Source organism: Rathayibacter sp. AY1D2 (assembly GCF_002932695.1).
In the GTDB taxonomy this organism is placed as follows: Bacteria; Actinomycetota; Actinomycetes; order Actinomycetales; family Microbacteriaceae; genus Rathayibacter.
This window is the reverse complement of sequence record NZ_PSVX01000012.1, coordinates 23,833-44,824: the sequence shown is the minus strand read 5'-3', so window position 1 is coordinate 44,824 and position 20,992 is coordinate 23,833. Positions and strand designations below refer to the sequence as shown.

Sequence of the window (20,992 nt, the reverse complement as noted above, 5' to 3'; positions counted from 1 at the left end):
GATACCGTCCCTCCATGGGCTTCTTCGACCGCAACGACTCCTCGACCAGCGCCGCCGCGCCGCAGCCGAGCGCACCCGATCCGCAGCGGCGGGTCTGGAGCGACGGCCTCGGCCGGTTCGCCACCCGCTGCCTCCAGGTGGTCATCGTTCTCCTGCTGGCCTCGGTGCTCGTCTTCGCGATGACGCAGCTCACGCTGGTGCTCATCCCCGTGATGATCGCGCTCATCCTCGCCGCGGCGATCCACCCGGTCCTGGCGTGGATGCGGCGCAAGGGCGTGCCGTCGATCCTCGCGACCTGGCTGGCGCTGATCGGGCTGCTCGCGGTCCTCGGCGCGGTCGGCTGGCTGATCACGGTCGCGGTCCGCAACCAGTGGGACGAGCTGGTCAGCAGCGCCTCCGACGGCATCACCTCGCTGCAGGACTACGTGCAGCACCTGCCGTTCCAGATCACCGACGAGCAGATCGAGTCCGCCCGCCAGTCGGTCGTCGACTTCCTCACCTCCAGCTCGTTCGGCAACGGCGCGCTCGCGGGCGTCTCCGCAGCGGCGAACTTCATCACCGGCCTCGTGCTGATGATCGTGGTGCTCTTCTTCTTCATGAAGGACGGCCCGAAGATCTGGGAGTTCCTCCTGCGCCCCTTCACCGGCTCGGGCTACGAGCGCGCCAAGCGCGTCGGGCACAAGACGGTCGACGTGCTGGGCGGCTACGTCCGCGGAACGGCGACCGTCGCGGCGGTCGACGCGATCGGCATCGGCGTCGCGCTGGCGATCATCCAGGTGCCGCTGGCGATCCCGCTGGCCGTCATCGTCTTCCTCACCGCGTTCATCCCGATCGTCGGAGCCACGGCCGCCGGCATCCTCGCCGCTCTCGTCGCGCTGGTCGCCAACGGCCCGGTCGCCGCGCTGATCGTGATCCTGGTCGTCATCGGGGTCAACCAGCTCGAGGGCAACTTCCTCCAGCCGGTCGTGATGGCGCGCTCGCTGAAGCTGCATCCGCTGATCGTCCTGATCGCCCTGACCGTGGGCACCGTCCTCGCCGGCATCGTCGGCGCCGTGCTGGCCGTGCCGATCGCGGCCGTCGTCTGGGGCATCGTCTCGATCTGGAACGGGCCCTCCGACCCCGCCGAGCCCGCGCGGCAGAAGCGCGCCGAGACGGTCTAGGCCCCCGGGACCGTCGAGCGCGGGCCTAGCGCTCGACGATCCCGTCGCGCAGCGCCTGCCGGCGGAGCGAGATCTTCGTGCCGACGGCCAGCCCCTCCGCCCGGTACTTGCCCCGGGCGCTCCGCAGCGAGCTCCGCGCGGCGTCCTGGGTGATGCCGAGGAGCGTGGCGACCTGCTTCAGCGGCATCCCGTCGACGAAGAGGCGGACGATCTCCCGCTCGCGGTGCGTCAGGGTGCCCGGGCGGTCGGCCCCGAGCAGCTCCCGCGTCTGCGCCGTCAGGAAGCGCTCGTCGCGCGCCGCCGCTCGGATCGCCGCGAGGATCGTCTCGGTCCGCTCGCTCTTGACCACGTAGCCGTGCGCCCCGGCCTTGAGCGCCCGGTTGATCGTCCCCGGCTCGGAGTGCGTGCTGATGATGATCGTGGCGGCGCCGGCGGCCGCGATGATCCGGATCTTCATGGCGAGGTCGAGCTCGTCGCCGAGGTCGATGTCGAGCAGCACCACGTCGGTCGGGAAGGCCGGATGCGCGAGCAGGTCCGTCCAGGTGCCGACCGTCGCCGCCACGCGGATGTCCGTGCCCGAGCGGCGGATCCACTCCGCCAGCGCCGCCAGCAGGATCGGGTGGTCGTCGAGGATGGCCAGCGTGATCGCGGGCTCGTCGCTCATGTCGTCGTCCTCCTCCGGGGCCGGTGGGCGACGAGGATCCTCGTCGCGCCGTGGTCGGTCGTCGTGCGGTGCTCGCCGAGCTCGCTGAGGATGCCCCAGACCGAGCGGTCGAGGTCGCGGGCGCGGATGCCCGCGGCGACCAGGGCGAGCTCCACCCCGCCGCCCTGGCCCGGCTCCAGGCGGACGGCGAGCGGAGTCCTCCCCGCGGGGGCGGTGAGCAGCCAGAGCACCGAGAGCAGCCGCGAGCGGTCGAGCGGGGCCAGCAGCGCCGCGGCCCCGCCCGGATCGTCGATCGCGACAGCGGAGGACAGCAGCGCCGACTCCTCCACCGCGATCCTCAGCCAGGTGCGGTCGTGGCTGCGGGCGAGCGCCTCGCGGAGCTCGTCTCCGAGCACCCGCGCCCGCTCGCCCAGCTCCTCGTCCAGCGGCACCGGCGTCCGGACCCGCTCGAGGAGCTCCTCGATGCGGGCGTCCACCTGCGAGAACTCGTCGTCCGCGGCGTGGACGGTGCCGTCGGCCAGGCTGCGGTCGAGCGTGCGCCGCACGTACTGGTCGAGCGAGGTGAGCACGACGACGCACACGGCCGCGGGCGCGACGGCGAGGAGGACGTTGCTCACCGCGAGGGCGGCGCCTCCGTCGCCGAGGAGCGCCTGGCCGACGAGGCCGAGCGCCGTGAGCCCGACCAGGACCGCCAGGGCGAGGAACGAGCGCGAGAGCGGCTGGAAGGTGATCAGCGCGATCACGCCCGCGCCCACTCCCACGCAGACCGACGGGTAGTACATCGGAGCCGGTGTCGGCAGGGCGTGGTCGGCGAACTCGAGCAGCAGCGCGGCCACGTCCACAGCGAGGACGCCCGCGAAGGCCCGGCGCGGCAGCTCGCCGTGGCGGCTGAGGGCGATCGAGACCCCCACCGCGCTCGCGGCGACGACCAGCAGCCAGGAGAGTCCGCTCAGCCAGGTCGCGGACCGCGCGTCGAGGGACCAGAGGTACGAGATCACTCCGCGGATGTCGAGCAGCACCGCCATCGTGAGGAAGCCCAGCCCGAGGTAGCTCCCGCTCAGGCGGTTCGGCCGGGTGAGGCGCTCGCGGATGCTCCACAGCGCGCCCGGGCTCCTGTCCGCCGCCCGGACCAGCTCCAGGAGCGTCCCCTCCTCCTGCCGCGACCCGCTCACAGCGGCACGCTCAGCAGCACGGTCGCGCCGGACCCGGGCGCCGAGAAGACCCGGACCGCGCCGCCCACCGCCTCGATCCGGCCGACGACCGACTCCGCGAGGCCGAGGCGTCCGGCCGCCACCACGGCCGGGTCGAAACCGCGCCCCTCGTCCGAGACGACGACGCGGAGCGTGCCCGCCTCCTCCGCCACGCTCACGTGGGCCAGGGCCGCTCCGGAGTGGCGCCGCACGTTCTCGAGGCACTCCCCGGTCGCGCGCACCACGGCGTCGAGCACCTCCGGTCGGATCCGCGGCTGCGCACCGCCGTGCCAGCGCACCTCCACGCCCACCGCCGCCGACCGCCGACCGAGCGCGAGGAGCGCCTCCGGCACCCCGGCCGCCCCGTCCGGGTCCGGCTCCTCCACCGTCTCCAGACCGCGCAGGAGGGCCAGGTCGGCGGCGGCCCGGTCGCGCAGCACGGGAGCGGGCACGCCCTCCCCCCGGTGCGCCACCAGCGTCAGCGTCGCCAGGATCGTGTCGTGCATCAGCCGCGCGTCGGCGCGGTGCCGGGACTCGCTCTCGCTCGAGCGGCGCTCGGCGTCGTGGGCGGTCCGGAGGCGGGCGGTGCCGACGTGCGCACGCGCGACGCTGCCCGCGAGCCACCGCGCGGCGGTCAGCAGCAGCGCCCAGCAGACGACGACCGAGATCAGGACGAAGGGAGCGCGCCCGGACGCGCCCGTCGCCGCCGCGCCGAGGGCGAGGACCGGGAGCAGCGCGAGGACCGCGGCCCACGGCAGACCCCGCCAGGAGCCGACGGCGAGCAGCGCGCACGGCAGCGCCATCGAGGCGAGCATCGTGATCCCGCCCAGAACGGCGCGGAGGGAGGCGTCGACGCCCGGCGAGAGGAAGGCGGCGAGTGCCGCGACGTCCAGCGCGGATCCCAGGATCACGGCCCTCGTCCCGGTCGCGACCGATCGGCCGGGCGCGAGCTGCACGAGCGCCGAGACGACCAGCAGCGCCAGGCTCGGCAGCACCGTGATCAGCTGCGCGGGCGTCAGGGCGAGCAGGTGCAGCGCGGAGGCGGCGGTCAGCACCCCGCCCGCCCGCCGGGCGCAGAGCACGCCGACCTCGCGCTGCTCGCGCAGCAGCACCGCGGCGTCGGCGGGCCGGGGAGGCAGGGGCACGGTGACCTCGGGAGGACGGGCTCCGGGCTCGTTCCGGGGCGACGGTGGCGGGGAGGCTGTGGCGGGGATCGGCGGCGGGGAACGGCGCGATCCGAGTCGTATCGTGGCACACCGCGACCCGCCCGGACAGCGGTTCCGGCCGCCTCGCGCGCGCGGATCGGCGCGCCGTCTGACGCGGGCGGTCGCGCTCGGGGGCCGTGATCCCGTAGAGTCGAGACATCTCCTGGGCGATCGCCCGAATTCCACGGCTGAGAAGTCGCACGACGACGAAGAGACTCAGCCCCTGATAGAGACCGCACCGACCGAGAGCATCGTCCTCGGTCGTCCGGTTCGAACGCCCGCCTCGCACGCGGGTACCGCCCTTCACAGGACGCCGCGGAAGCCGCGCCGTTCCTCGTTCGACCCCCGCTCCACCGGCTCGCCCGGTCCGCGGGACGTTCTCCCCCGCAGAGCCGCCCTCCCCCGGAGGCGCGAGCTCAGCCCCTAGACGACCCGGACGACTCCGGCAGACGCGTGTTTCACCCGCGGAGGCCGAGTCGAGCGGGTACCGCACACTCGTGCGGACTCTGACGACGCCGGCCCCGGTCGGCGTCATTAACACATAAGGAAAAGAAATGCCTACTGGCACCGTTAAGTGGTTCAACTCCGAAAAGGGCTTCGGCTTCATCGCTCCCGACGACGGAGGCGCCGACGTGTTCGCGCACTTCTCCGCCATCGCGAAGCAGGGCTACCGCGAGCTCGTCGAGAACCAGCACGTCGAGTACGACGTCGAGCAGGGCCGCAAGGGCCCGCAGGCCGCGAACATCCGCGGCGTCGGCGAGTAATCTCCGACTTCCGACGCCCCGTCGACCAGGATCCCCGGATCCGGTCGGCGGGGCGTCCGTCGTTGACGGGGTGATCCCGTCCCCGGCCGGCGGAGGCGAAACCCGTGTCACCCCTCCGGGCCGCAGGATCGGTATCCTCTCCGTGGCGGCTCCCGAGCTCACGGAGCCCGCGACGCCGTCCGGGACTCCGGCGCGTCGGCACCACTTCACGGCGGAGACAATGGGACGACTGATCTACGGACCGCAATCACTCGAGATCGACTTCGAGGACCGGCTCCTCGCGCACCTCAAGGTCGCGATGTTCACCAAGATGCGGCGGAACGAGTCGTTCAGCCTCTCCTGGAGCGAGCCGGAGTCGTCCGGCTACGGCCGCAGCTCCGTCTGGGTGCACCCGACGACTCCGCTGCACTTCCGGTTCCACGGCAGCAAGCGGCCGTCGCTGAACCGCCTGTGGATCGAGCAGTTCATCGCGAGCGCGAACAACACCGGCGAGATGACCGTGGTGCCGGAGCCGGCCGAGGGCTCCTGACCCGCGACGCTCCTCAGACCACGAGCGGCCGGGCCGTGTGCACGAGCTCCTCGTGCGGCAGGGCCCCGAGGCGCTCGGCGATCTCGGCACGGGCGCCCGCGTCGACCGACGCCCGGGCGTGCTCCTGCGGCCGCAGTGGCGTGAGGGTGACCAGGTCGGCGTGACCGGTCGCCAGGTCGAGCCGCTCGGGCAGGCCGGGGCTGCGCAGGCCCAGGAGGACACCGACGGTGCCCTGCTCGTCGGTCCAGGCGGGCGGCGCCGCGACGTTCGCGAGCCGCGCCGTGTCGAGGGAGCTGCGGCAGCACACCCCCTGCAGGGCGGCCCGTCGGGCGGCCTCGTACAGCAGGCGGAAGTGCCAGTGGTTCCAGAGCTCGGCGGTGGGGACGCCGCGGACGGCGGACGTCTCGAGGCACAGCTCGAGGCCGAGACCGGTGCCGGGATGCGCGAGCCGGTCGAAGGGATCGCTCAGCCCGTCGGTAGCGAGCACCACGGAGGTGCCGCGGTCGACGCGCAGGAACGCACGGTGATCGGTGGGCCAGCGCGCGCCGCCGCGGACGCCGGGATCCTCGGTCGAGACGACGACGGTGCGATCGAGCGCACCCACTCCGCGCCAGGCGTCGGCCCGGTCCTCCGCCACCGCCTCGGCCAGCGCCCGCCTCTCGTCCTCGGTCCATCGGACCTCACGAGTGCGGTTCAGGAACAACGACATGGGACTCCCCGTCCGCGCGACCGGCGTGCCGCGCTCCCGGAACGCTACGGCGCCCACCCCTGCTCCTCCTCCGAACAACCGGAACGCCAGCTGTGTTTGTTGCGCGGCGGTCCCCGCCCGCCGCGGCGCGGTCGGCTCCCAGGAAAGGCCGGGCAGGTGGAGCGTGTCGCGTCCGGCTACGCCGAAACGCTGGAACGCGTTTCGTCGGTTCGCCTCAGGCGGTGTTCACTCCCGCGGCGGTCCCCGCCCGCCGCGGCGCGGTCGGCTCCCGCAGACGGCCTGGCAGGTGGAGCGTGTCGCGACCGGCTACGCCGAAACGCTGGAACGCGTTTCGACGGTTCGCCTCACGGCGCACCGCCGTGGCCGTGGATGGAGGAGTCGATGGCCCGCGCGGCCGGGCGTCCACCGCCGCTGTGTCCGCGAGGCGAACCGGCGGAACGCGTGTCAGCGTTCCGTCGTAGCTGGACGCAGGACGCTCCGCCCGCCCGGCCATCCCGAGTAGCCGACTGCGCCGCGGCGGGCGGGGACCGCCGCGGAAGAAGGCTCACCCCAGCGGGTTGATGCCGTTGGTGCGCCAGCGCTCGTCGGCGAGCTGACCGGGGGTGCCCGCGCTCGCGTTCTCGCCCAGGGGCTCGCCGCCCTCGACGGCGTCGGCGCCGAGCGCGGTGCCGGCTCCCTCGGCGGTGCTGCCGGGGGGAAGCAGGCCCTCCTCGTCCTCGCGGGGGCCGACCTCGTCCTCGGGGGCGTTCTCGGAGCCGCTCTCGCTCATCGGGTCGTAGCCGTGGTCCGGGTCGCGGCTCTCGTCGGCCGTCGTGTTCTCCTCGACCTCGGAGTCGGCGGGGCGGACGTCGTCGGCCTTCTCCGCATCGGTGGAGGGGGTGGCCTCGAAGCCTGCGAACTCGGGGCTGTCGTCTGCGCTCATGGCCGCCACGGTAGCACCGGGCCCGCGGGTACCGGAGGGGGTTCCGCCGGGCGCCCGCGACGCCTCCGCTCAGCGGCCACGCCCTAGGCTCGGGGGGCTGGCACGGACGACGGGAGCGACATGCGACGACTCGGGTACGACAGGTTCGGCGGGCCCGATCTGCTCTCGTGGCGGGAGGCGCCGGTGCCGATGCCGGGTCGCGGCGAGGTCCTGGTGCGCACGCGCGCGGCGAGCATCAACGCGACCGACGAGAAGATCCTGTCCGGCTCCGCGCGGATCATGGCCGTCGGCCGCTCCCGTCCCTACGGGTTCGGCCTCGACATCGCCGGCACCGTCGAGGCGCTCGGCCCGGGGTCGCACTCGGTCGCGATCGGCGACCGCGTGGTGGGGATGACCCGCGACGGCGACGCCTTCGCCGGTGCGTCCATCGCGCGCAGCCGCTCGCTCGTCCCGATGCCCGACTCCCTCGGCTTCGTCGAGGCCGTCACGCTCGCGATGTCGGGCGGCACCGCGGTGGGCCTGGTGGACGCACTGCACGTGCGCGCCGGCGAGCGCGTCCTCGTCAGCGGCGGCTCGGGAGCCATCGGCGATCCGACGATCCAGCTGCTGGTGCGGGCGGGCTGCACGGTCGCGGCCACCGGCTCGGCCGCCTCCGCCGACCTGCTCCGCTCGCTCGGCGCCGAGCCGCACGACTACCGCGCGCTCGACCTCGGGGTGCTGGGCGGCCGCTTCGACGTGGTCGTCGACGTCTCCGGCCACCTGCCGGTCGACGACGCGGCGATCCTCCTGGCCGAGGGCGGGCGCATCGCGACGCTGGTGCCGAGCGGTCCGGCGCTGGTCTCGCAGGCGACGGGCCTCGTCCGCCGCGACCGCCCGCGGGTGCGCAACATGATCGTGGTGGCGACGGCGGAGCGGATCGGGCGCGCGGTCTCGCTCGCCACCTCCGGCGAGCTGCGGCCCCGGCCGGGCGCCGTGCATCCGCTGGGCGACGTCGTCGACGTGCTGTCGCGCCGAGCGACCGGCGCCGACCGCACGATCGGCAAGATCGTCTTCACCGCCGACGACTCGGCTCCGCTGAGCTGACCTCCGGCCCCTCCTCCTCTGCCGGGCGGCCGAGCGAGAGCGTGGCCAGGAAGCCGACGGCGAGGAACCCGGCGGCGGCGAAGGCCGCGTAGCGGGTGCCGTCCGAGAACGCCTCGCCCGCCGCCCGGGCAGCGTCGGCGGTGTCCGGTGAGGCGGCCAGCCCGGCGATCGCGGCGCCGGAGGAGTCGACCACCGCGTCGACGGTGCTCGCGACCTGCTCCGCGGGGAGGCCCTGCTGCTCGAGCGAGGTCGTGAGGACCCCCGCGGTCGAGGTGTAGAGGATCGTCCCGAGCACGGCGATGCCCAGCGCCGAGCCGATCTGCCGCGCGGTCGACTGCGTGCCCGAGCCCTGCCCGCTGAGCTCGACGGGCACGTCCCGGAGCACGACCCCGGTCAGCTGCGCCGTCGCGAGGCCGACGCCGAAGCCGTAGACGGCGAGGAACGGGACGAGGGCCCACCACGGAGTGGAGTCGGAGACGACCAGGCCGATGCCCGCGACGCCGACGATCTCGGCCGCGAGGCCCACCCGCACGATCAGCACCGGCGCGACCCTGTTGCCGAAGGCGCCGGCGAAGCCCGAGGCGACGAAGGAGCCGAGCGCGAGCGCGAGGAGCACCAGGCCGGTCTGCACGGCCGTGTAGCCGAGGACGCTCTGGAGCCAGATCGGCAGCGCCAGGATGATCCCGAACTCGCCGAGCGAGACGATCATCGCGGCGAGGTTGCCGTTGCGGAACGAGGCGAGGCGGAAGAGCCCGATCGCGAGCATCGCCGAGCGCCCGGCGCGCTCGCGGGCCCGCGCCCAGAGGACGAAGTCGACCCCGGCGAGCACCGCGACGGCGAACGCGATCGGGACCGGCGAGAGACCGAGCGGCCAGCTCCAGCCGCCGACGCTCAGGCGCTCGTCGACGCCCCACCAGCCGAGGGTGCGCCCCTCGATGAGGGCGAACACCAGGGAGGCGGAGGCGATGATCGAGAGCGCGGCGCCGACGAGGTCGACCCTCCGCCCGTCGGGCTGCCGCGACTCGTCGACGAACAGCAGCGCTCCGACCACGATGATCACGCCGAGCGGGATGTTGATGCCGAACGCCCAGCGCCAGGAGAAGTCGGTGGTGAGCCAGCCGCCGAGCAGCGGGCCGACCGCGGTCATGCCGCCGATGGTCGAGCCCCAGACGGCGAAGGCGATGGCGCGCTCGCGCCCGCGGAAGGTGGCGTTGATCAGCGAGAGGGTCGTCGGCAGCACCATCGCTCCTCCGACGCCCTGCACGACCCTGGAGAGGATCAGCAGGTCGCCGGTCGGAGCGAGGGCCGCCGCGACGGAGGAGAGCGCGAAGAGCGAGACGCCGACGATCAGCATGCGGCGCCGGCCCCAGCGGTCGGCGAGGGTGCCGAAGACCAGCAGGAGCGCGGCGAACACGAGCGTGTACGACTCCTGCACCCACTGCACCTGGGTCGAGGTGATCCCGAGATCGGCGACGATCGACGGGATGGCGACGTTGACGATGGTCGAGTCGACGATGATCGTCGCCACTCCGAGGCTGATGACGACCAGCCCGATCCACTTGCGGTTGCGCACGACGCTCTCCTCCGACGATTTAGTAAGCCAGCTGACTATATGCCCGCGGAGGGCGCCGTGTCGAAGGGAGGGCCTGGAAGATTAGCGGGAGGCGGGCGCGGCGACAAGGGCGCGAAGCTCCCGGAGCCGCCCGGTCAGGATGGACGCATGCCCGCATCCCCCCGTTCCTTCCCGTATCCCCTCGGCGTCTCCCTCCGCGGCGACGCCGGCGCCGGCGTCGCCGTCTACTCCGAGACCGCGGACAGCGTCGAGGTCTGCCTCTTCGACGAGTCCGGAGCAGAGACCCGCGTCGCCCTCACCGAGCGGACCGGCCACGTCTTCCACGGCCTCGTCCCCGAGATGGGCATCGGCACCCGCTACGGACTGCGCGTCGACGGCCCCTGGGACCCCGCCAACGGCCTCCGCCACAACGCCGCCAAGCTCCTCCTCGACCCGCACGCCACCGCGATCGAGGGCTCGTACACCTGGTCCGAGGACGTCTTCGGCCAGTTCTACGAGGACGCCGACTCCCGCAACGACGCCGACTCCGCGCACGCGGTCCCCCGCTGCGTCGTCACCGACCCCGACTCCTTCGACTGGAGCGGCGACACCGCGCCGCGCATCCCGCTCGAGGAGACCGTCGTCTACGAGGTGCACGTGAAGGGCTTCACGAAGCTGCACCCCGACGTGCCCGAGGACATCCGCGGCACCTACCGCGGCCTCGCGCACCCCGCCGCGATCAAGCACTTCACCGACCTGGGCGTGACCTCGGTCGAGCTGCTCCCCGTGCACCAGTTCGTGCAGGACTCGCACCTCGAGGAGAAGGGCCTGCGCAACTACTGGGGCTACAACTCCCTCGGCTTCTTCGCGCCGCACAACGAGTACTCGCACGCCGGGGACGACGGCTCGCAGGTCGACGAGTTCAAGGCCATGGTCAAGGCGTTCCACGAGGCCGGCCTCGAGGTCATCCTCGACGTGGTCTACAACCACACCGCCGAGGGCAACGACAAGGGCCCCACCCTCTCGTTCAAGGGCATCGACAACGGCTCCTACTACCGACTGGTGGAGGAGGACCGCGCGAACTACTTCGACACCACCGGCACCGGCAACAGCCTCAACGTCGCGCACCCGGCCGCGCTCGGCCTGATCATGGACTCGCTGCGCTACTGGGTGACCGAGATGCACATCGACGGCTTCCGCTTCGACCTCGCCACCACCCTCACCCGCCAGACCGGTGAGGCCGAGGTGCACAGCGCCTTCCTCGACCTGATCGCGCAGGACCCGGTGCTCGCGCCCGTCAAGATGATCGCCGAGCCGTGGGACACCGCCGGCTACCAGGTCGGCGGCTTCCCCTCGGACTGGTCGGAGTGGAACGGGAAGTTCCGCGACGACGTGCGCGACTTCTGGAACGGCGCCGACTCGGTGCTCGGCACGACCGCGCAGCGCGTCCTCGGCTCCCCCGACGTGTACGAGGCCGACCGCCGCTCGCCGGTCTCCAGCATCAACTTCGTCACCGCGCACGACGGCTTCACCCTCGCCGACCTCACCGCGTACTCGCGCAAGCACAACGCGGCCAACGGCGAGGACAACAACGACGGCGAGAGCGACAACCGCTCCTCCAACAACGGCGCCGAGGGCCCGACCGAGAACGAGGCGGTCAACGAGCGCCGCGACCGCATGCGCCGCAACTTCCTCGCGACGCTGCTGCTCTCGGCCGGCGTGCCGATGATCCTGGGCGGCGACGAGATCGCCCGCACGCAGGGCGGCAACAACAACGCCTACTGCCAGGACGACGAGATCTCGTGGTTCGACTGGGAGAACGCGGACCGCGAGCTGCTCGCCTTCACCCGCGAGCTGATCGCCCTCCGCGCCGCGGAGCCGGCGCTGCGCCCGAAGTGGTTCCGCCGCGCCCCCGGCGACGGCGGCCCCGACACGGTCGACATCCTCCGCTCCGACGCGCAGGGCTTCGCCGACGAGGACTGGGACAACCCCGACGCCCGCTCGATCACCTTCGTGTTCGAGCACGAGGGCAGCGCGAGCTTCGCCCTGCTGCTGAACGCGGCGGAGAACGGCGTCGAGTTCACCGTTCCCGAGGCGCCCGGCGCCGAGTGGACGCTGGCCGCCTCGAGCGACCCGGAGCAGGTCGTCGAGGGCGAGGTCACCACGCTGATCGTCCGCGACGGCTCGTTCACGCTGCTGCGCTCGGCCTCCTGATGACCGGCCGGACCCCGCGGCTCCTCCGCTTCGGCGGGCGCATCGCGGGGTTCGGCACGTCCTCGGGCACGAGGATCGTGCTGGGCCTCTGGGAGGACACCCCCTTCGGCCCGTTCGCCGACGCGATGGTCGAGGACGGCGACGGCCACCGCCTCCTGATCGCACCGACCCGCGAGGTCGCGGACTTCATCGGGTCGACGTACGCGTTCGACGAGGTGCGGATCGCGCCGGTGTCGTGGCGGAGGATCGCGGGCGGCCTGTCCGTCGCGGCCGGACCGCTCGCGGTGCGCCTGGAGCTCGGCGGTCTCACTCCGCTCGGCCGGCTGCTGCGGATCGTTCCACGACCGCTCGCCGAGCACCCGGCATGGCTGACCGCGATCTCGCCGGTCGCCTCCCTGCTCGTCCGCGGAGTGAGCACGGCCGGGTCGGCCGGGCACGGACGCCGCGAGTACTACGGCGTGCGGGCGATCCGCCGCGTCGAGGGGGTCCACGCGGTGCTGGCGGAGGAGGACCTCGGCCCGCTGCGCCCGCTCTCGCCGCCCGTGCGGTTCGGCTTCTCGTCGGCGCCCGCCGCCCCGGCGATCGTCGACGTCACCACCACCATCGCGCTCCCGCGCGAGGGGACCACCGCGCTCCGGCGCGACCGAGAGAGAGGAGCCGCCTCGTGAAGAAGGGCGACAAGATCAGCTGGAACACCTCGCAGGGCGAGACCCACGGCGAGCTGGTCGAGAAGAAGACGAAGGAGTTCCAGTTCGAGGGGCAGAAGTTCAACGCCTCGGACGACGAGCCCTACTGGATCGTGCAGAGCGACAAGACCGACGCGAAGGCCGCGCACAAGGAGTCGTCGCTGACGAAGAAGTGAGCGGGCGCACGCCGAGCGGCTGCGGGCCGGGCTCCGGATCGCCTCCGGGGCCCGGCGCGCGCCCGTCTCACGCGATGCGGATGAGCTTCTTGTTCACGAACTCCTCGAGGGCGGGGCGGCCCATCTCGCGGCCGGTGCCCGAGCGCTTCACACCGCCGAAGGGCAGCTCGGCCGCGTCGCCGAGGACGAGGTTGATCCAGACCATGCCCGCGTCGATCCGGTCCGCCAGGCGCAGCGCCTGCTCCTGGTCGGTCGTGTAGAGGTAGGAGCCGAGGCCGTAGGGGGTGTCGTTCGCGAGGGCGATCGCCTCGTCCTCGTCGCGGACGCGGTAGAGCGCGGCGACGGGGCCGAAGAACTCCTCGCGGTAGGCGTCCATCTCGGGCGTGACGCCCTCGAGCACGGCGGGCGGGAAGAAGTTGCCGGTCACCTCGCCGCTGGCGCGGACGGTGGCCCCCTGCTCGCGCGCGGCCGCCAGCTGAGCCTCGAGTCGCTCCGTCGCGGCGGAGGAGGAGAGCGGGCCGAGGAGGGTGCCCTCCGCGAACGGGTCGGCCGGCTGGGCGCGGGTGAACGCCTCCGTGAACTTCTCGGCGAACGCGTCGTACAGCTCGTCGATCACGATGAAGCGCTTCGCGGCGTTGCAGGACTGGCCGTTGTTGTCCAGGCGTGCGGCGACCGCGTCCTCGACCGCCTTGTCGAGGTCGTCGGTCGACAGGAGCACGAACGGGTCGGAGCCGCCGAGCTCGAGCACGACCTTCTTCAGGTGTCGGCCCGCGAGCTCCGCGACGGCCGCGCCGGCCCGCTCGGAGCCGGTGACGGAGACACCCTGGACCCGGGGGTCGGCGATGACGGTCGCGGCCTGCTCGTTCGTGGCGTAGAGGTTCACGTAGACGCCGGCGGGCGCGCCCAGCTCCTCGGCCGCGGTGCGGAACACGTCGGCGATGGCGGCGGCCGACTCCGGGCACTGCGGCGCGTGCTTGAGCAGGATCGTGTTGCCCGCGACCACGTTCGGGCCGGCGAAGCGGGCCACCTGGTAGTAGGGGAAGTTCCACGGCATGATGCCCAGCAGCACGCCCAGCCCGGCGCGGCGGATCAGCGCGGAGCCGGTGCCCTCGGCGAGCTCGATCGGCTCGTCGGCGAGGAAGGCCTCGCCGTTCTCGGCGTAGTAGCGGTAGATGTCGGCGGCGAAGCCGACCTCGCCCTGCGCCTGGTCGAGCGGCTTGCCCATCTCGCGGACGATGATCGCCGCGAGCTCGTCGGCGCGCTCGACGTGCAGGTCTGCCACGCGGGCGATCAGCGCCGCGCGGGTCGCGACGGGCACGGTCCGCGACCACGAGGAGTACGCGTCCTGCGCCGAGCCGATCGCCGCGGTCAGCTCGGCGTCGCCGAGGGTCGGGTACTCGCGGAGGGTCTCCCCCGTGGCCGGGTCGATCACGGCGTAGTGGGTGCTCATGCGGGCTGTGCTCCTTCGCGCTGGGGGGCCGGTGCGGTCGCGCCGTCCTCGTCGATGATCTCCTGTGCCAGGCGCCTGCCGACGCGGATGGCGCCGTCGACGTGCTGGTAGCCCTCGGCGGCGAGGTCGCTCGTGCCGAAGCGGAGCGGACCCACCGGCTCCAGCTGCAGCGCGCCGTACCGGGTCAGCCCGCCCAGGTCGAAGCTCGCGGCGTACGCGCCCTGCGTCCACTCCTCGGACGCCCAGTCGCTCTCGTAGTAGACGACCGGATCGAGTGCGGCCGGGCCGAAGTAGGCGGCGAGCGAGTCGAGGATCGCGGCCTTCCGCTCCGCCTCGTCGAGCGCGAGCACGCGGTCGGCCTTCTCGTCCGAGACGAAGCCGACCAGGGTGCCGCGCTCCTCCCCGTGGTTCGAGTTGTCGTAGGCCTCGTGCACGAGCGAGTGCGGGCTGAACGCGGTGCCGGAGAGGCCGTCGGCGCGCCAGAAGGGCGTGGCGTACGTGGCGTGCACCTTGATCACGAGGCCGAGCGACTGGTGCTGCAGGGCCTGCTGCCGCAGGCGCGGGAGCGGCGGGTCGAACGAGATGCGGCCGACGAGGTTCGGCGGCACGGCGACGATCGCGCGGCGGGCGCGGAGGACGGCGCCGTCGGCGCGCACCTCGACCCCGTCGTCACCGTGGCGGACGGAGCGGACCGGGTGCCCGAGCAGGACGCGCTCGGCGCCGAGGCGCTCGGCGAGCCGCTCCGGGACCTGCTGGAGGCCGCCGATCACGCGCTTGTCGAGGATGAAGTCGGCGTCGACCAGGTTGCTGAAGCTCCCCGCGCTCGCGGCCATGAGGAGCGCCTGGAGGAGGGAGAAGGCGTGCGCCGGCTTGGTGAGCATGGCGTCGGCGAGGAAGAGGGCGATGTTGGCCCGCGCCTCCTCGTCGTCGCTCTGCTGCTCCAGCCAGGCGGCGAAGGTGATGCGGTCGTAGTCGCGGGCGAGCGGATGCGTCCACGGCGCCGCCGGGTCCGTCTCGGCGACGAGGCGGTCGAGCACCTCGATCAGGCGGGAGATCTCGGACTCGGTGCGCTCGCTCCCCGGGAAGATGTCGCCGGTGAAGCGGCGAGCGGAGCCGTCGGCGCCGATGTAGACGCTCTCGCCCTCGCGGTAGCGGGAGTAGGTGCCGAGGCCGAGCTCGTCGAGGGTCTCGAGGAGCGCCGTCTGGTCCGGCGAGACCCACTGGCCGCCGAGCTCGAGGAGCTGCCCGTCGACCACGCGGGTCTCGAGCCGCCCGCCTACGCGTTCGCGCGCCTCGACGACGACGACGTCGAGGCCGTGCTGCTGCAGCCGGAGCGCCGCGGTGAGTCCGGTGGCACCGGCTCCGATCACGACGACGTCGTGCTCGCTGGGGGACATGACTTCTCTTTCCGTCGGTGATCGCGGGAGTGGACGCGCGAATACGGATGATCCTGTCACAGAAACGGAGGAGAACGTCAGTGAGTGCGCGCGATGGAGGGTGGACTCGAAGCGCCCTCCACCGAACTACATAGGCGTGCTATATTGTTTCTCGTGCCCGATTCCAGCGCCCCCGTGCGTCTCGCCTCCGCCGCCACCGCCCTCACGCGGTTCGCGGGCCGGGCGAGCGGCGCGACCGGGCTCGGCGCGCAGTCCGGAGCCGTCTGGTCGACGCTCGCCGAGCTGCGCACCGCCTCCCCCTCCCGCCTCGGCGAGCTCGCCGAGCGGGTCCGCGTCACCCAGCCGACGATGACCGGCATCATCGCCCGGCTCGACGAGGCCGGCTGGATCCGCCGCGTCCACGACGCCGGCGACGGCCGCGCCTGGCTGATCGAGGGCACTCCCGCCGGCTTCGACGCCCTCGCCGAGCACCGTCTCCGCCTCGAGGCCGCCCTGGCCCCGCTGTTCGAGGACCTCGACGAGGACGACCGCCTCGCCCTCGAGCGCGCCGCGACCCTCGTCGAGGCCCGCGTCGCCCGGATCGCCGGCGCCCCCGTCCCCTCCTCCCCCGAGAAAGGCTCCACGCCGTGACCACCTCCCCCCACTCGCCCGCCCAGGGCTCGATCCTGAAGCAGCCGCTGGCCGTCTGGGCCGTCGCCTTCGCCGCGGTGATCGCCTTCATGGGGATCGGCCTGGTCGACCCGATCCTCCCGGCCATCGCCGAGAGCCTGCAGGCGACTCCGACCGAGACCTCCCTGCTCTTCACGAGCTACCTCGTCATCACCGGCGTCGTGATGTTCTTCACCAGCTGGCTCTCCAGCCGCATCGGCGCCAAGAAGACCCTCATGATCGGCCTGGTGCTGATCGTGGTGTTCGCCGCGCTCGCCGGCACGGCGGGCAGTGTCGAGGGCGTCATCGGCTTCCGCGCGGGCTGGGGCTTCGGCAACGCGCTGTTCATCTCGACCGCCCTGTCGACCATCGTCGGCGCGGCGAGCGGAGGCTCCTCCGCGGCGATCGTGCTCTACGAGGCCGCGTTGGGCGTCGGCATCGCCATCGGCCCGCTGCTCGGCGGGCTCCTCGGCAGCGTCTCGTGGCGCGGCCCGTTCTTCGGGACCGCCGTGCTGATGGCCGTCGGCTTCATCGCCATCGCGACGCTCCTGCGCGAGGACGGCCCGAAGCCCTCTCCGACTCCGCTCTCGGCGCCCTTCGCGGCCCTCAAGGTCCCGGCCATCCGAACGCTGGCGGGCGCCGCCCTGTTCTACAACATCGGCTTCTTCGTGCTGCTCGCCTACACGCCCTACCCGCTCGGGCTGGACGAGATGGGCCTCGGCTTCACGTTCTTCGGCTGGGGCCTGGGCGTGGCGGTCACCTCCGTGTTCGTCGCTCCGCTGCTCACCCGGCGCCTCCCGCGCACCGTCGTGCTGCGCTCGGTGCTGCTGCTGCTCGCGCTCGACCTGATCGCCGGCGGCCTCGTGATCTCGTCCCGTGTCGGCCTGATCGTCTGCATCATCGTCGGCGGCCTGCTGCTCGGAGTCGTCAACACGGTGCTCACCGAGTGCGTGATGGAGGCGACCGACCTGCCCCGCTCCGTCGCCTCGTCCGCCTACTCCGGCGTCCGCTTCCTCGGCGGCGCGATCGCCCCGCCCGCCGCCTCCGCCCTGGCCGCCGCGATCTCGCCGGCCTTCCCGATGTACGCCGCGGCCGGAGCCGTCGCCGTCGCCGCGCTGATCGTGCTGCTCGGACGCCGCACCCTGGCCCGCGCCGACGCCCACGAGCCCGAGCCCGAGCTCGTCGAGGCGCAGGCGATCACGCTCGGCGAGTGACGCGCCCGCACCTGCGCGCACCAGCTCGCTGAGGGGTCGCGAACGGTCGTCATCCGAGCGGGATGGCGGCCGTTCGTGACGCATGGACGCGGTCGAGCGGGGTGGGCGGCGGATCCGACCTGTGGAGAACCGGTTCACGAGGATCGGGAGGCGGGACAGTGGCCGGATGCACGATCCCTCGCCGCTTCCGATCGGACTCCGCGGCCGCGCCTTCACCGTCGCTGACGCTCGCGCGAGCGGTCTGAGCCGCGGGCGGCTCCGCAGCTCCGACCTCCACCGGCCCTTCCACGGCGTCCGCACCGCCGACCCCGACCCCGACCTGCGCCTGCGCGCGGAGGCGCTCCTCGCGCTGGTCGGTCCGGAGGCGCTCCTGAGCCACGTGACGGCGGCGCGGCTCTGGCCGCTCGACCTCCCGCCCGCCGCTGCGGACGAGCCGGTGCACGTCAGCGTCCGCCGGCCGGGACGCGCTCCCCGGCACCGGAACGTCGTCGGCCACGCCCTCGCCGATCCCGACGTCCGCCGTGTCCTCCGCCGCGGACTCCCCCTCACCGATCCGGCCTCGCTCTTCTGCCATCTCTCCGCGCTCCTCGAGCCGGACGACCTCGTCGCGGTGGGCGACGCGCTGGTGCGCACGCCGGTCGTCGGCGATCCGGCGGATCAACGGCCCTGGGTGCCGCTGCCCGACCTGCGGGAGCGCGTGTCGGCCTTCCGCGGTCGGGGCTCGGTGCGACTCCGCGCCGCGCTCGCTCTGGTGCGCGACGGGGCGGAGTCGCGGCAGGAGTCGCGGTTCCGGCTCGCGTCCATGCGGGCGGGGCTCCCGGAGCCGGTGCTGCAGGAGCCGCTGTTCGACTCCGACGGGGTCTTCGTCGGGCGGCCGGACGGCTGGTACCCCGCGGAGCGGGTCGCGTGGGAGTACGAGGGCGACGATCATCGCACCAGCAACCGGCGCTTCGCGCGCGACCTCGGCCGCTACGACGACCTCGCCTCGATCGGGGTCCGCGTCGTCCGCATCGTCGGCGCCGAGTTCGTCCCCCACCCCGAGCGCTCCGTCGAGCGCCTGCGACGAGCACTCGCCGACCGGGCTCCGCATCGACGACCGCCGAGGGGTCGCGAACGGTCGTCATCCAAGCGGGATGACGACCGTTCGTGACGCCTCACGGGAGGGCGCGCGCTCAGGAGTCAGGGCGCGACCTCGAAGAGGCGCGGGCGCAGCGCGGACGTGCGCGGGTCGGCGGCGCACGCGGCGAGCGCCGCCGCGAGGACGCCGCGGGCCGGGTGCGGCTCGCGGACGTACACGTCGACGCCGGCGGGCGTGAACGGCGTCCGGGCGAAACGGGTGAGCGCCCAGCCCGCCTCCTCGTCGGCGGCCACGAACGACCAGCGGCTGCGGGCGAGGAGGGTCAGCGGCTCGACGCCCCGCCAGCGGAAGCCGGACAGATCGTGCGGGTCGGGGGTGTCGATCCCGACCACATAGTGCGAGCGCGTGCGGCCGCGCCAGCTGACGACGTCGCCGATCCCGCCGGTCGGGAGCGGCGCGTACGTGATCGCCACCCCCGACCGCGAGCGCCAGAGCGGCAGCGAGGAGCCCCGGACGAACCAGGTGCCGCTCGCGAGCGCCCGGGCGTCGATCATCGGAGGGCGTGCTTGATGTTGGTGCGGGCCAGCGCGACGGCCTCGCCCGCTCCTCCGTTCATCACGATCTTCGAGACCGCCAGCGCGAAGCCCTTCACCTGCGCGCCCGTGATCGTGGGTGGGAGCGAGAGGGCGAGCGGATCCGTCACCACGTCGACGAGGACCGGGCCGCCGTCGGCGAGTGCCGACCGGAGGGCCTCCTCCACGTCGCGCGGGTCCTCGACGCGGATGCCGCGGATGCCGATCGCCTCCGCCACCTTCGCGTAGTCGACCATCGGCACGTCGACAGCGAAGTCCGGGAAGCCGTCGACCAGCATCTCGACCTTCACCAGCCCGAGCGTGGAGTTGTTGAACACGACGATCGTCACGGGCAGCCGGTAGGCGGCGACCGTGACCAGCTCGCCCATCAGCATCGAGAGCCCGCCGTCGCCGCTCAGCGAGACGACCTGGCGCCCCGGGTGCGAGAGCTGCGCGCCGACCGCCTGCGGCAGCGCGTTCGCCATCGAGCCGTGCATGTACGAGCCGAGCAGGCGCCGCTTCCCGTTGGGGGTGATGTAGCGGGCCTGCCAGACGTTGCCCATGCCGGTGTCGGCGGTGACGATCGCGTCCTCGGAGAGCAGGCCGTCGAGCGTGGACGCGACGAGCTCGGGGTGGATCGGGCTGCGCGTGCCGACCTCGGTGTACTTCCCGACGACTCCGGTGACCAGCTTCTCGTGCTTCTTCAGCGTCTTGTCGAGGAAGCGGTGGTCCTTCCGCTGCACGAGCGGGGTCAGCGCGGTGAGGGTCGCCGCCACGTCGCCGTGGACGGGGTGCGCGACGCTGACGCGGCGTCCGAGCTTCGAGGCGTCGCTGTCGACCTGAGCGATCACGACCTTCGAGGCGTCGGGGAGGAACTGCTCGTAGGGGAAGTCGGTGCCGAGGAGGAGGAGCAGGTCGGCGTCGTGCATGCCGGCGTGCGCCGCTCCGTAGCCGAGGAGGCCCGTCATGCCGACGTCGTAGGGGTTGTCGTACTGGATCCACTCCTTGCCGCGCAGGCTGTGCCCGACGGGCGCGCCCACCAGCTCGGCGAAGGCGACGACCTCGTCGTGCGCGTTCTGCACTCCGGCGCCCGCGAAGATCGCGACGGTCCGCGCCTGGTCGATCGCGGCCGCGAGGGCGCGGACGTCGGCGTCGGCGGGGACCAGGACGGGCGTCGACGGCAGCACGAACGCGGGGAAGCCGTCCACCGCTTCCAGCTCGGCGATGTCGCCGGGGAGGGTGACCACGGCGACTCCGCGGAGCGCCACCGCGCTGCGCATCGCGGCGTTGACGACCCGCGGGGCCTGGGCGGCGGTCGAGATCAGCTCGCGGTAGTTCGAGCACTCGACGAAGAGCCTGTCCGGGTGCGTCTCCTGGAAGTAGGACGAGCCGATCTCGTTGCTCGGGATGTGGCTCGCGATGGCGAGCACCGGGGCGGAGGAGCGGTGCGCGTCGTAGAGGCCGTTGATCAGGTGCAGGTTGCCGGGGCCGCAGCTGCCGGCGCAGACGGCGAGGCGCCCGGTGAGCTGCGCCTCCGCGCCGGCGGCGAAGGCGGCCGCCTCCTCGTTGCGCACGTGGATCCAGTCGATGCCTCCCTTCTCGGAGCCGCCGCTGCGGCGCACCGCGTCGACGATCGGATTCAGCGAGTCCCCGACGATCCCGTAGATGCGGGAGACGCCGGCGTCGATGAGCTGAGCGATGAGCTGGTCTGCGACCGTCTTCTGAGCCATGACCCCATTCGACCGGACGGGGCTGAGCGTCCGCTACTCCGGAAAGTGG

Annotated in this window: 20 protein-coding genes; 10 read left to right on the top strand and 10 right to left on the bottom strand. The window is 73.1% G+C overall.

Translation table 11 applies throughout. The annotated features are described in order from the left end of the window. Positions 1-14 precede the first annotated feature (14 nt). Positions 15-1,160: an AI-2E family transporter gene (locus tag C5D04_RS04900; protein WP_104233055.1), complete on the top strand. Its 1,146-nt coding sequence runs from the start codon at positions 15-17 to the stop codon at positions 1,158-1,160. Positions 1,161-1,185: 25 nt separating this feature from the next. Here C5D04_RS04900 and C5D04_RS04895 read toward each other — a convergent pair whose 3' ends face one another. From C5D04_RS04895 to C5D04_RS04885, 3 genes are read right to left on the bottom strand one after another with little or no spacing between them, the layout of a single operon-like run. Beyond that, on the bottom strand, positions 1,186-1,824 hold the full coding sequence (locus tag C5D04_RS04895; RefSeq protein ID WP_104347321.1) for a response regulator: 639 nt from the start codon (positions 1,822-1,824) through the stop codon (positions 1,186-1,188). Beyond that, positions 1,821-2,996: a hypothetical protein gene (locus C5D04_RS04890; protein ID WP_104347320.1), complete on the bottom strand. Its 1,176-nt coding sequence runs from the start codon at positions 2,994-2,996 to the stop codon at positions 1,821-1,823. The genes C5D04_RS04895 and C5D04_RS04890 overlap by 4 nt, the downstream gene beginning before the upstream one ends. Further along, positions 2,993-4,159, bottom strand: a complete 1,167-nt coding sequence (locus C5D04_RS04885; RefSeq protein ID WP_104347319.1) for a sensor histidine kinase — start codon at positions 4,157-4,159, stop codon at positions 2,993-2,995. Before C5D04_RS04885 ends, C5D04_RS04890 begins: the two co-directional genes overlap by 4 nt. Before the next feature lie 614 nt (positions 4,160-4,773). Between C5D04_RS04885 and C5D04_RS04880 the strand changes: the two genes are divergently transcribed. Next, positions 4,774-4,983, top strand: a complete 210-nt coding sequence (locus tag C5D04_RS04880) for a cold-shock protein (protein ID WP_055786246.1) — start codon at positions 4,774-4,776, stop codon at positions 4,981-4,983. Positions 4,984-5,203: 220 nt separating this feature from the next. Next, entirely contained in the window at positions 5,204-5,512 is a 309-nt protein-coding gene (locus C5D04_RS04875) for a hypothetical protein (protein WP_104226101.1), read from the top strand. A gap of 13 nt (positions 5,513-5,525) precedes the next feature. On the opposite strand, the gene C5D04_RS04870 is transcribed toward C5D04_RS04875, so the two are convergent. Together C5D04_RS04870 and C5D04_RS04865 are read right to left on the bottom strand one after the other, a co-directional pair. Continuing rightward, positions 5,526-6,221, bottom strand: a complete 696-nt coding sequence (locus C5D04_RS04870) for a hypothetical protein (protein WP_104292677.1) — start codon at positions 6,219-6,221, stop codon at positions 5,526-5,528. A 544-nt stretch (positions 6,222-6,765) separates the two neighbouring features. Continuing rightward, entirely contained in the window at positions 6,766-7,143 is a 378-nt protein-coding gene (locus C5D04_RS04865; protein ID WP_146086357.1) for a hypothetical protein, read from the bottom strand. A 120-nt stretch (positions 7,144-7,263) separates the two neighbouring features. Between C5D04_RS04865 and C5D04_RS04860 the strand changes: the two genes are divergently transcribed. After that, positions 7,264-8,226, top strand: coding sequence for an NADP-dependent oxidoreductase (locus C5D04_RS04860; RefSeq protein ID WP_104295223.1), 963 nt, complete (start codon positions 7,264-7,266; stop codon positions 8,224-8,226). Here C5D04_RS04860 and C5D04_RS04855 read toward each other — a convergent pair. Next, positions 8,195-9,799 carry a DHA2 family efflux MFS transporter permease subunit gene (locus tag C5D04_RS04855; protein WP_104347318.1) on the bottom strand — a complete coding sequence of 535 codons (1,605 nt, stop codon included), beginning with the start codon at positions 9,797-9,799 and terminating at the stop codon, positions 8,195-8,197. The two genes, C5D04_RS04860 and C5D04_RS04855, sit on opposite strands and share 32 nt — an antisense overlap. A gap of 147 nt (positions 9,800-9,946) precedes the next feature. Between C5D04_RS04855 and glgX the strand changes: the two genes are divergently transcribed. The 3 genes from glgX to C5D04_RS04840 are packed head-to-tail and all read left to right on the top strand — an operon-like array spanning position 9,947 to position 12,854. Continuing rightward, a complete protein-coding gene (glgX, locus tag C5D04_RS04850; RefSeq protein WP_104347317.1) occupies positions 9,947-11,992 on the top strand; it encodes a glycogen debranching protein GlgX in 2,046 nt (681 codons plus the stop codon). Further along, on the top strand, positions 11,992-12,660 hold the full coding sequence (locus tag C5D04_RS04845; RefSeq protein ID WP_104246956.1) for a hypothetical protein: 669 nt from the start codon (positions 11,992-11,994) through the stop codon (positions 12,658-12,660). The genes glgX and C5D04_RS04845 overlap by 1 nt, the downstream gene beginning before the upstream one ends. Further along, a complete protein-coding gene (locus tag C5D04_RS04840) occupies positions 12,657-12,854 on the top strand; it encodes a DUF2945 domain-containing protein (RefSeq protein ID WP_056866275.1) in 198 nt (65 codons plus the stop codon). Before C5D04_RS04845 ends, C5D04_RS04840 begins: the two co-directional genes overlap by 4 nt. 67 nt (positions 12,855-12,921) lie before the next feature. Here C5D04_RS04840 and C5D04_RS04835 read toward each other — a convergent pair whose 3' ends face one another. Further along, positions 12,922-14,304 (bottom strand): NAD-dependent succinate-semialdehyde dehydrogenase, encoded by a 1,383-nt coding sequence (locus C5D04_RS04835; RefSeq protein ID WP_104347316.1) that lies wholly within the window; start codon positions 14,302-14,304, stop codon positions 12,922-12,924. Further along, positions 14,301-15,701 (bottom strand): NAD(P)/FAD-dependent oxidoreductase, encoded by a 1,401-nt coding sequence (locus C5D04_RS04830; RefSeq protein WP_104222945.1) that lies wholly within the window; start codon positions 15,699-15,701, stop codon positions 14,301-14,303. The genes C5D04_RS04835 and C5D04_RS04830 overlap by 4 nt, the downstream gene beginning before the upstream one ends. Before the next feature lie 153 nt (positions 15,702-15,854). Between C5D04_RS04830 and C5D04_RS04825 the strand changes: the two genes are divergently transcribed. The 3 genes from C5D04_RS04825 to C5D04_RS04815 all read left to right on the top strand — a co-directional run bounded on the left by C5D04_RS04825 (position 15,855) and on the right by C5D04_RS04815 (position 18,713). After that, positions 15,855-16,331, top strand: coding sequence for a MarR family winged helix-turn-helix transcriptional regulator (locus tag C5D04_RS04825; RefSeq protein WP_181137670.1), 477 nt, complete (start codon positions 15,855-15,857; stop codon positions 16,329-16,331). Further along, a complete protein-coding gene (locus C5D04_RS04820; RefSeq protein ID WP_104347314.1) occupies positions 16,328-17,563 on the top strand; it encodes an MFS transporter in 1,236 nt (411 codons plus the stop codon). The genes C5D04_RS04825 and C5D04_RS04820 overlap by 4 nt, the downstream gene beginning before the upstream one ends. 166 nt (positions 17,564-17,729) lie before the next feature. Then, a complete protein-coding gene (locus tag C5D04_RS04815) occupies positions 17,730-18,713 on the top strand; it encodes a hypothetical protein (protein WP_104347313.1) in 984 nt (327 codons plus the stop codon). 29 nt (positions 18,714-18,742) lie between these two features. Here C5D04_RS04815 and C5D04_RS04810 read toward each other — a convergent pair whose 3' ends face one another. Together C5D04_RS04810 and C5D04_RS04805 are read right to left on the bottom strand one after the other, a co-directional pair. Continuing rightward, positions 18,743-19,195: a hypothetical protein gene (locus C5D04_RS04810; RefSeq protein ID WP_104347312.1), complete on the bottom strand. Its 453-nt coding sequence runs from the start codon at positions 19,193-19,195 to the stop codon at positions 18,743-18,745. Continuing rightward, complete coding sequence (locus C5D04_RS04805) at positions 19,192-20,943, bottom strand: pyruvate dehydrogenase (protein ID WP_104226089.1); 1,752 nt, start codon at positions 20,941-20,943, stop codon at positions 19,192-19,194. Before C5D04_RS04805 ends, C5D04_RS04810 begins: the two co-directional genes overlap by 4 nt. Between the last annotated feature and the right edge of the window lie 49 nt (positions 20,944-20,992).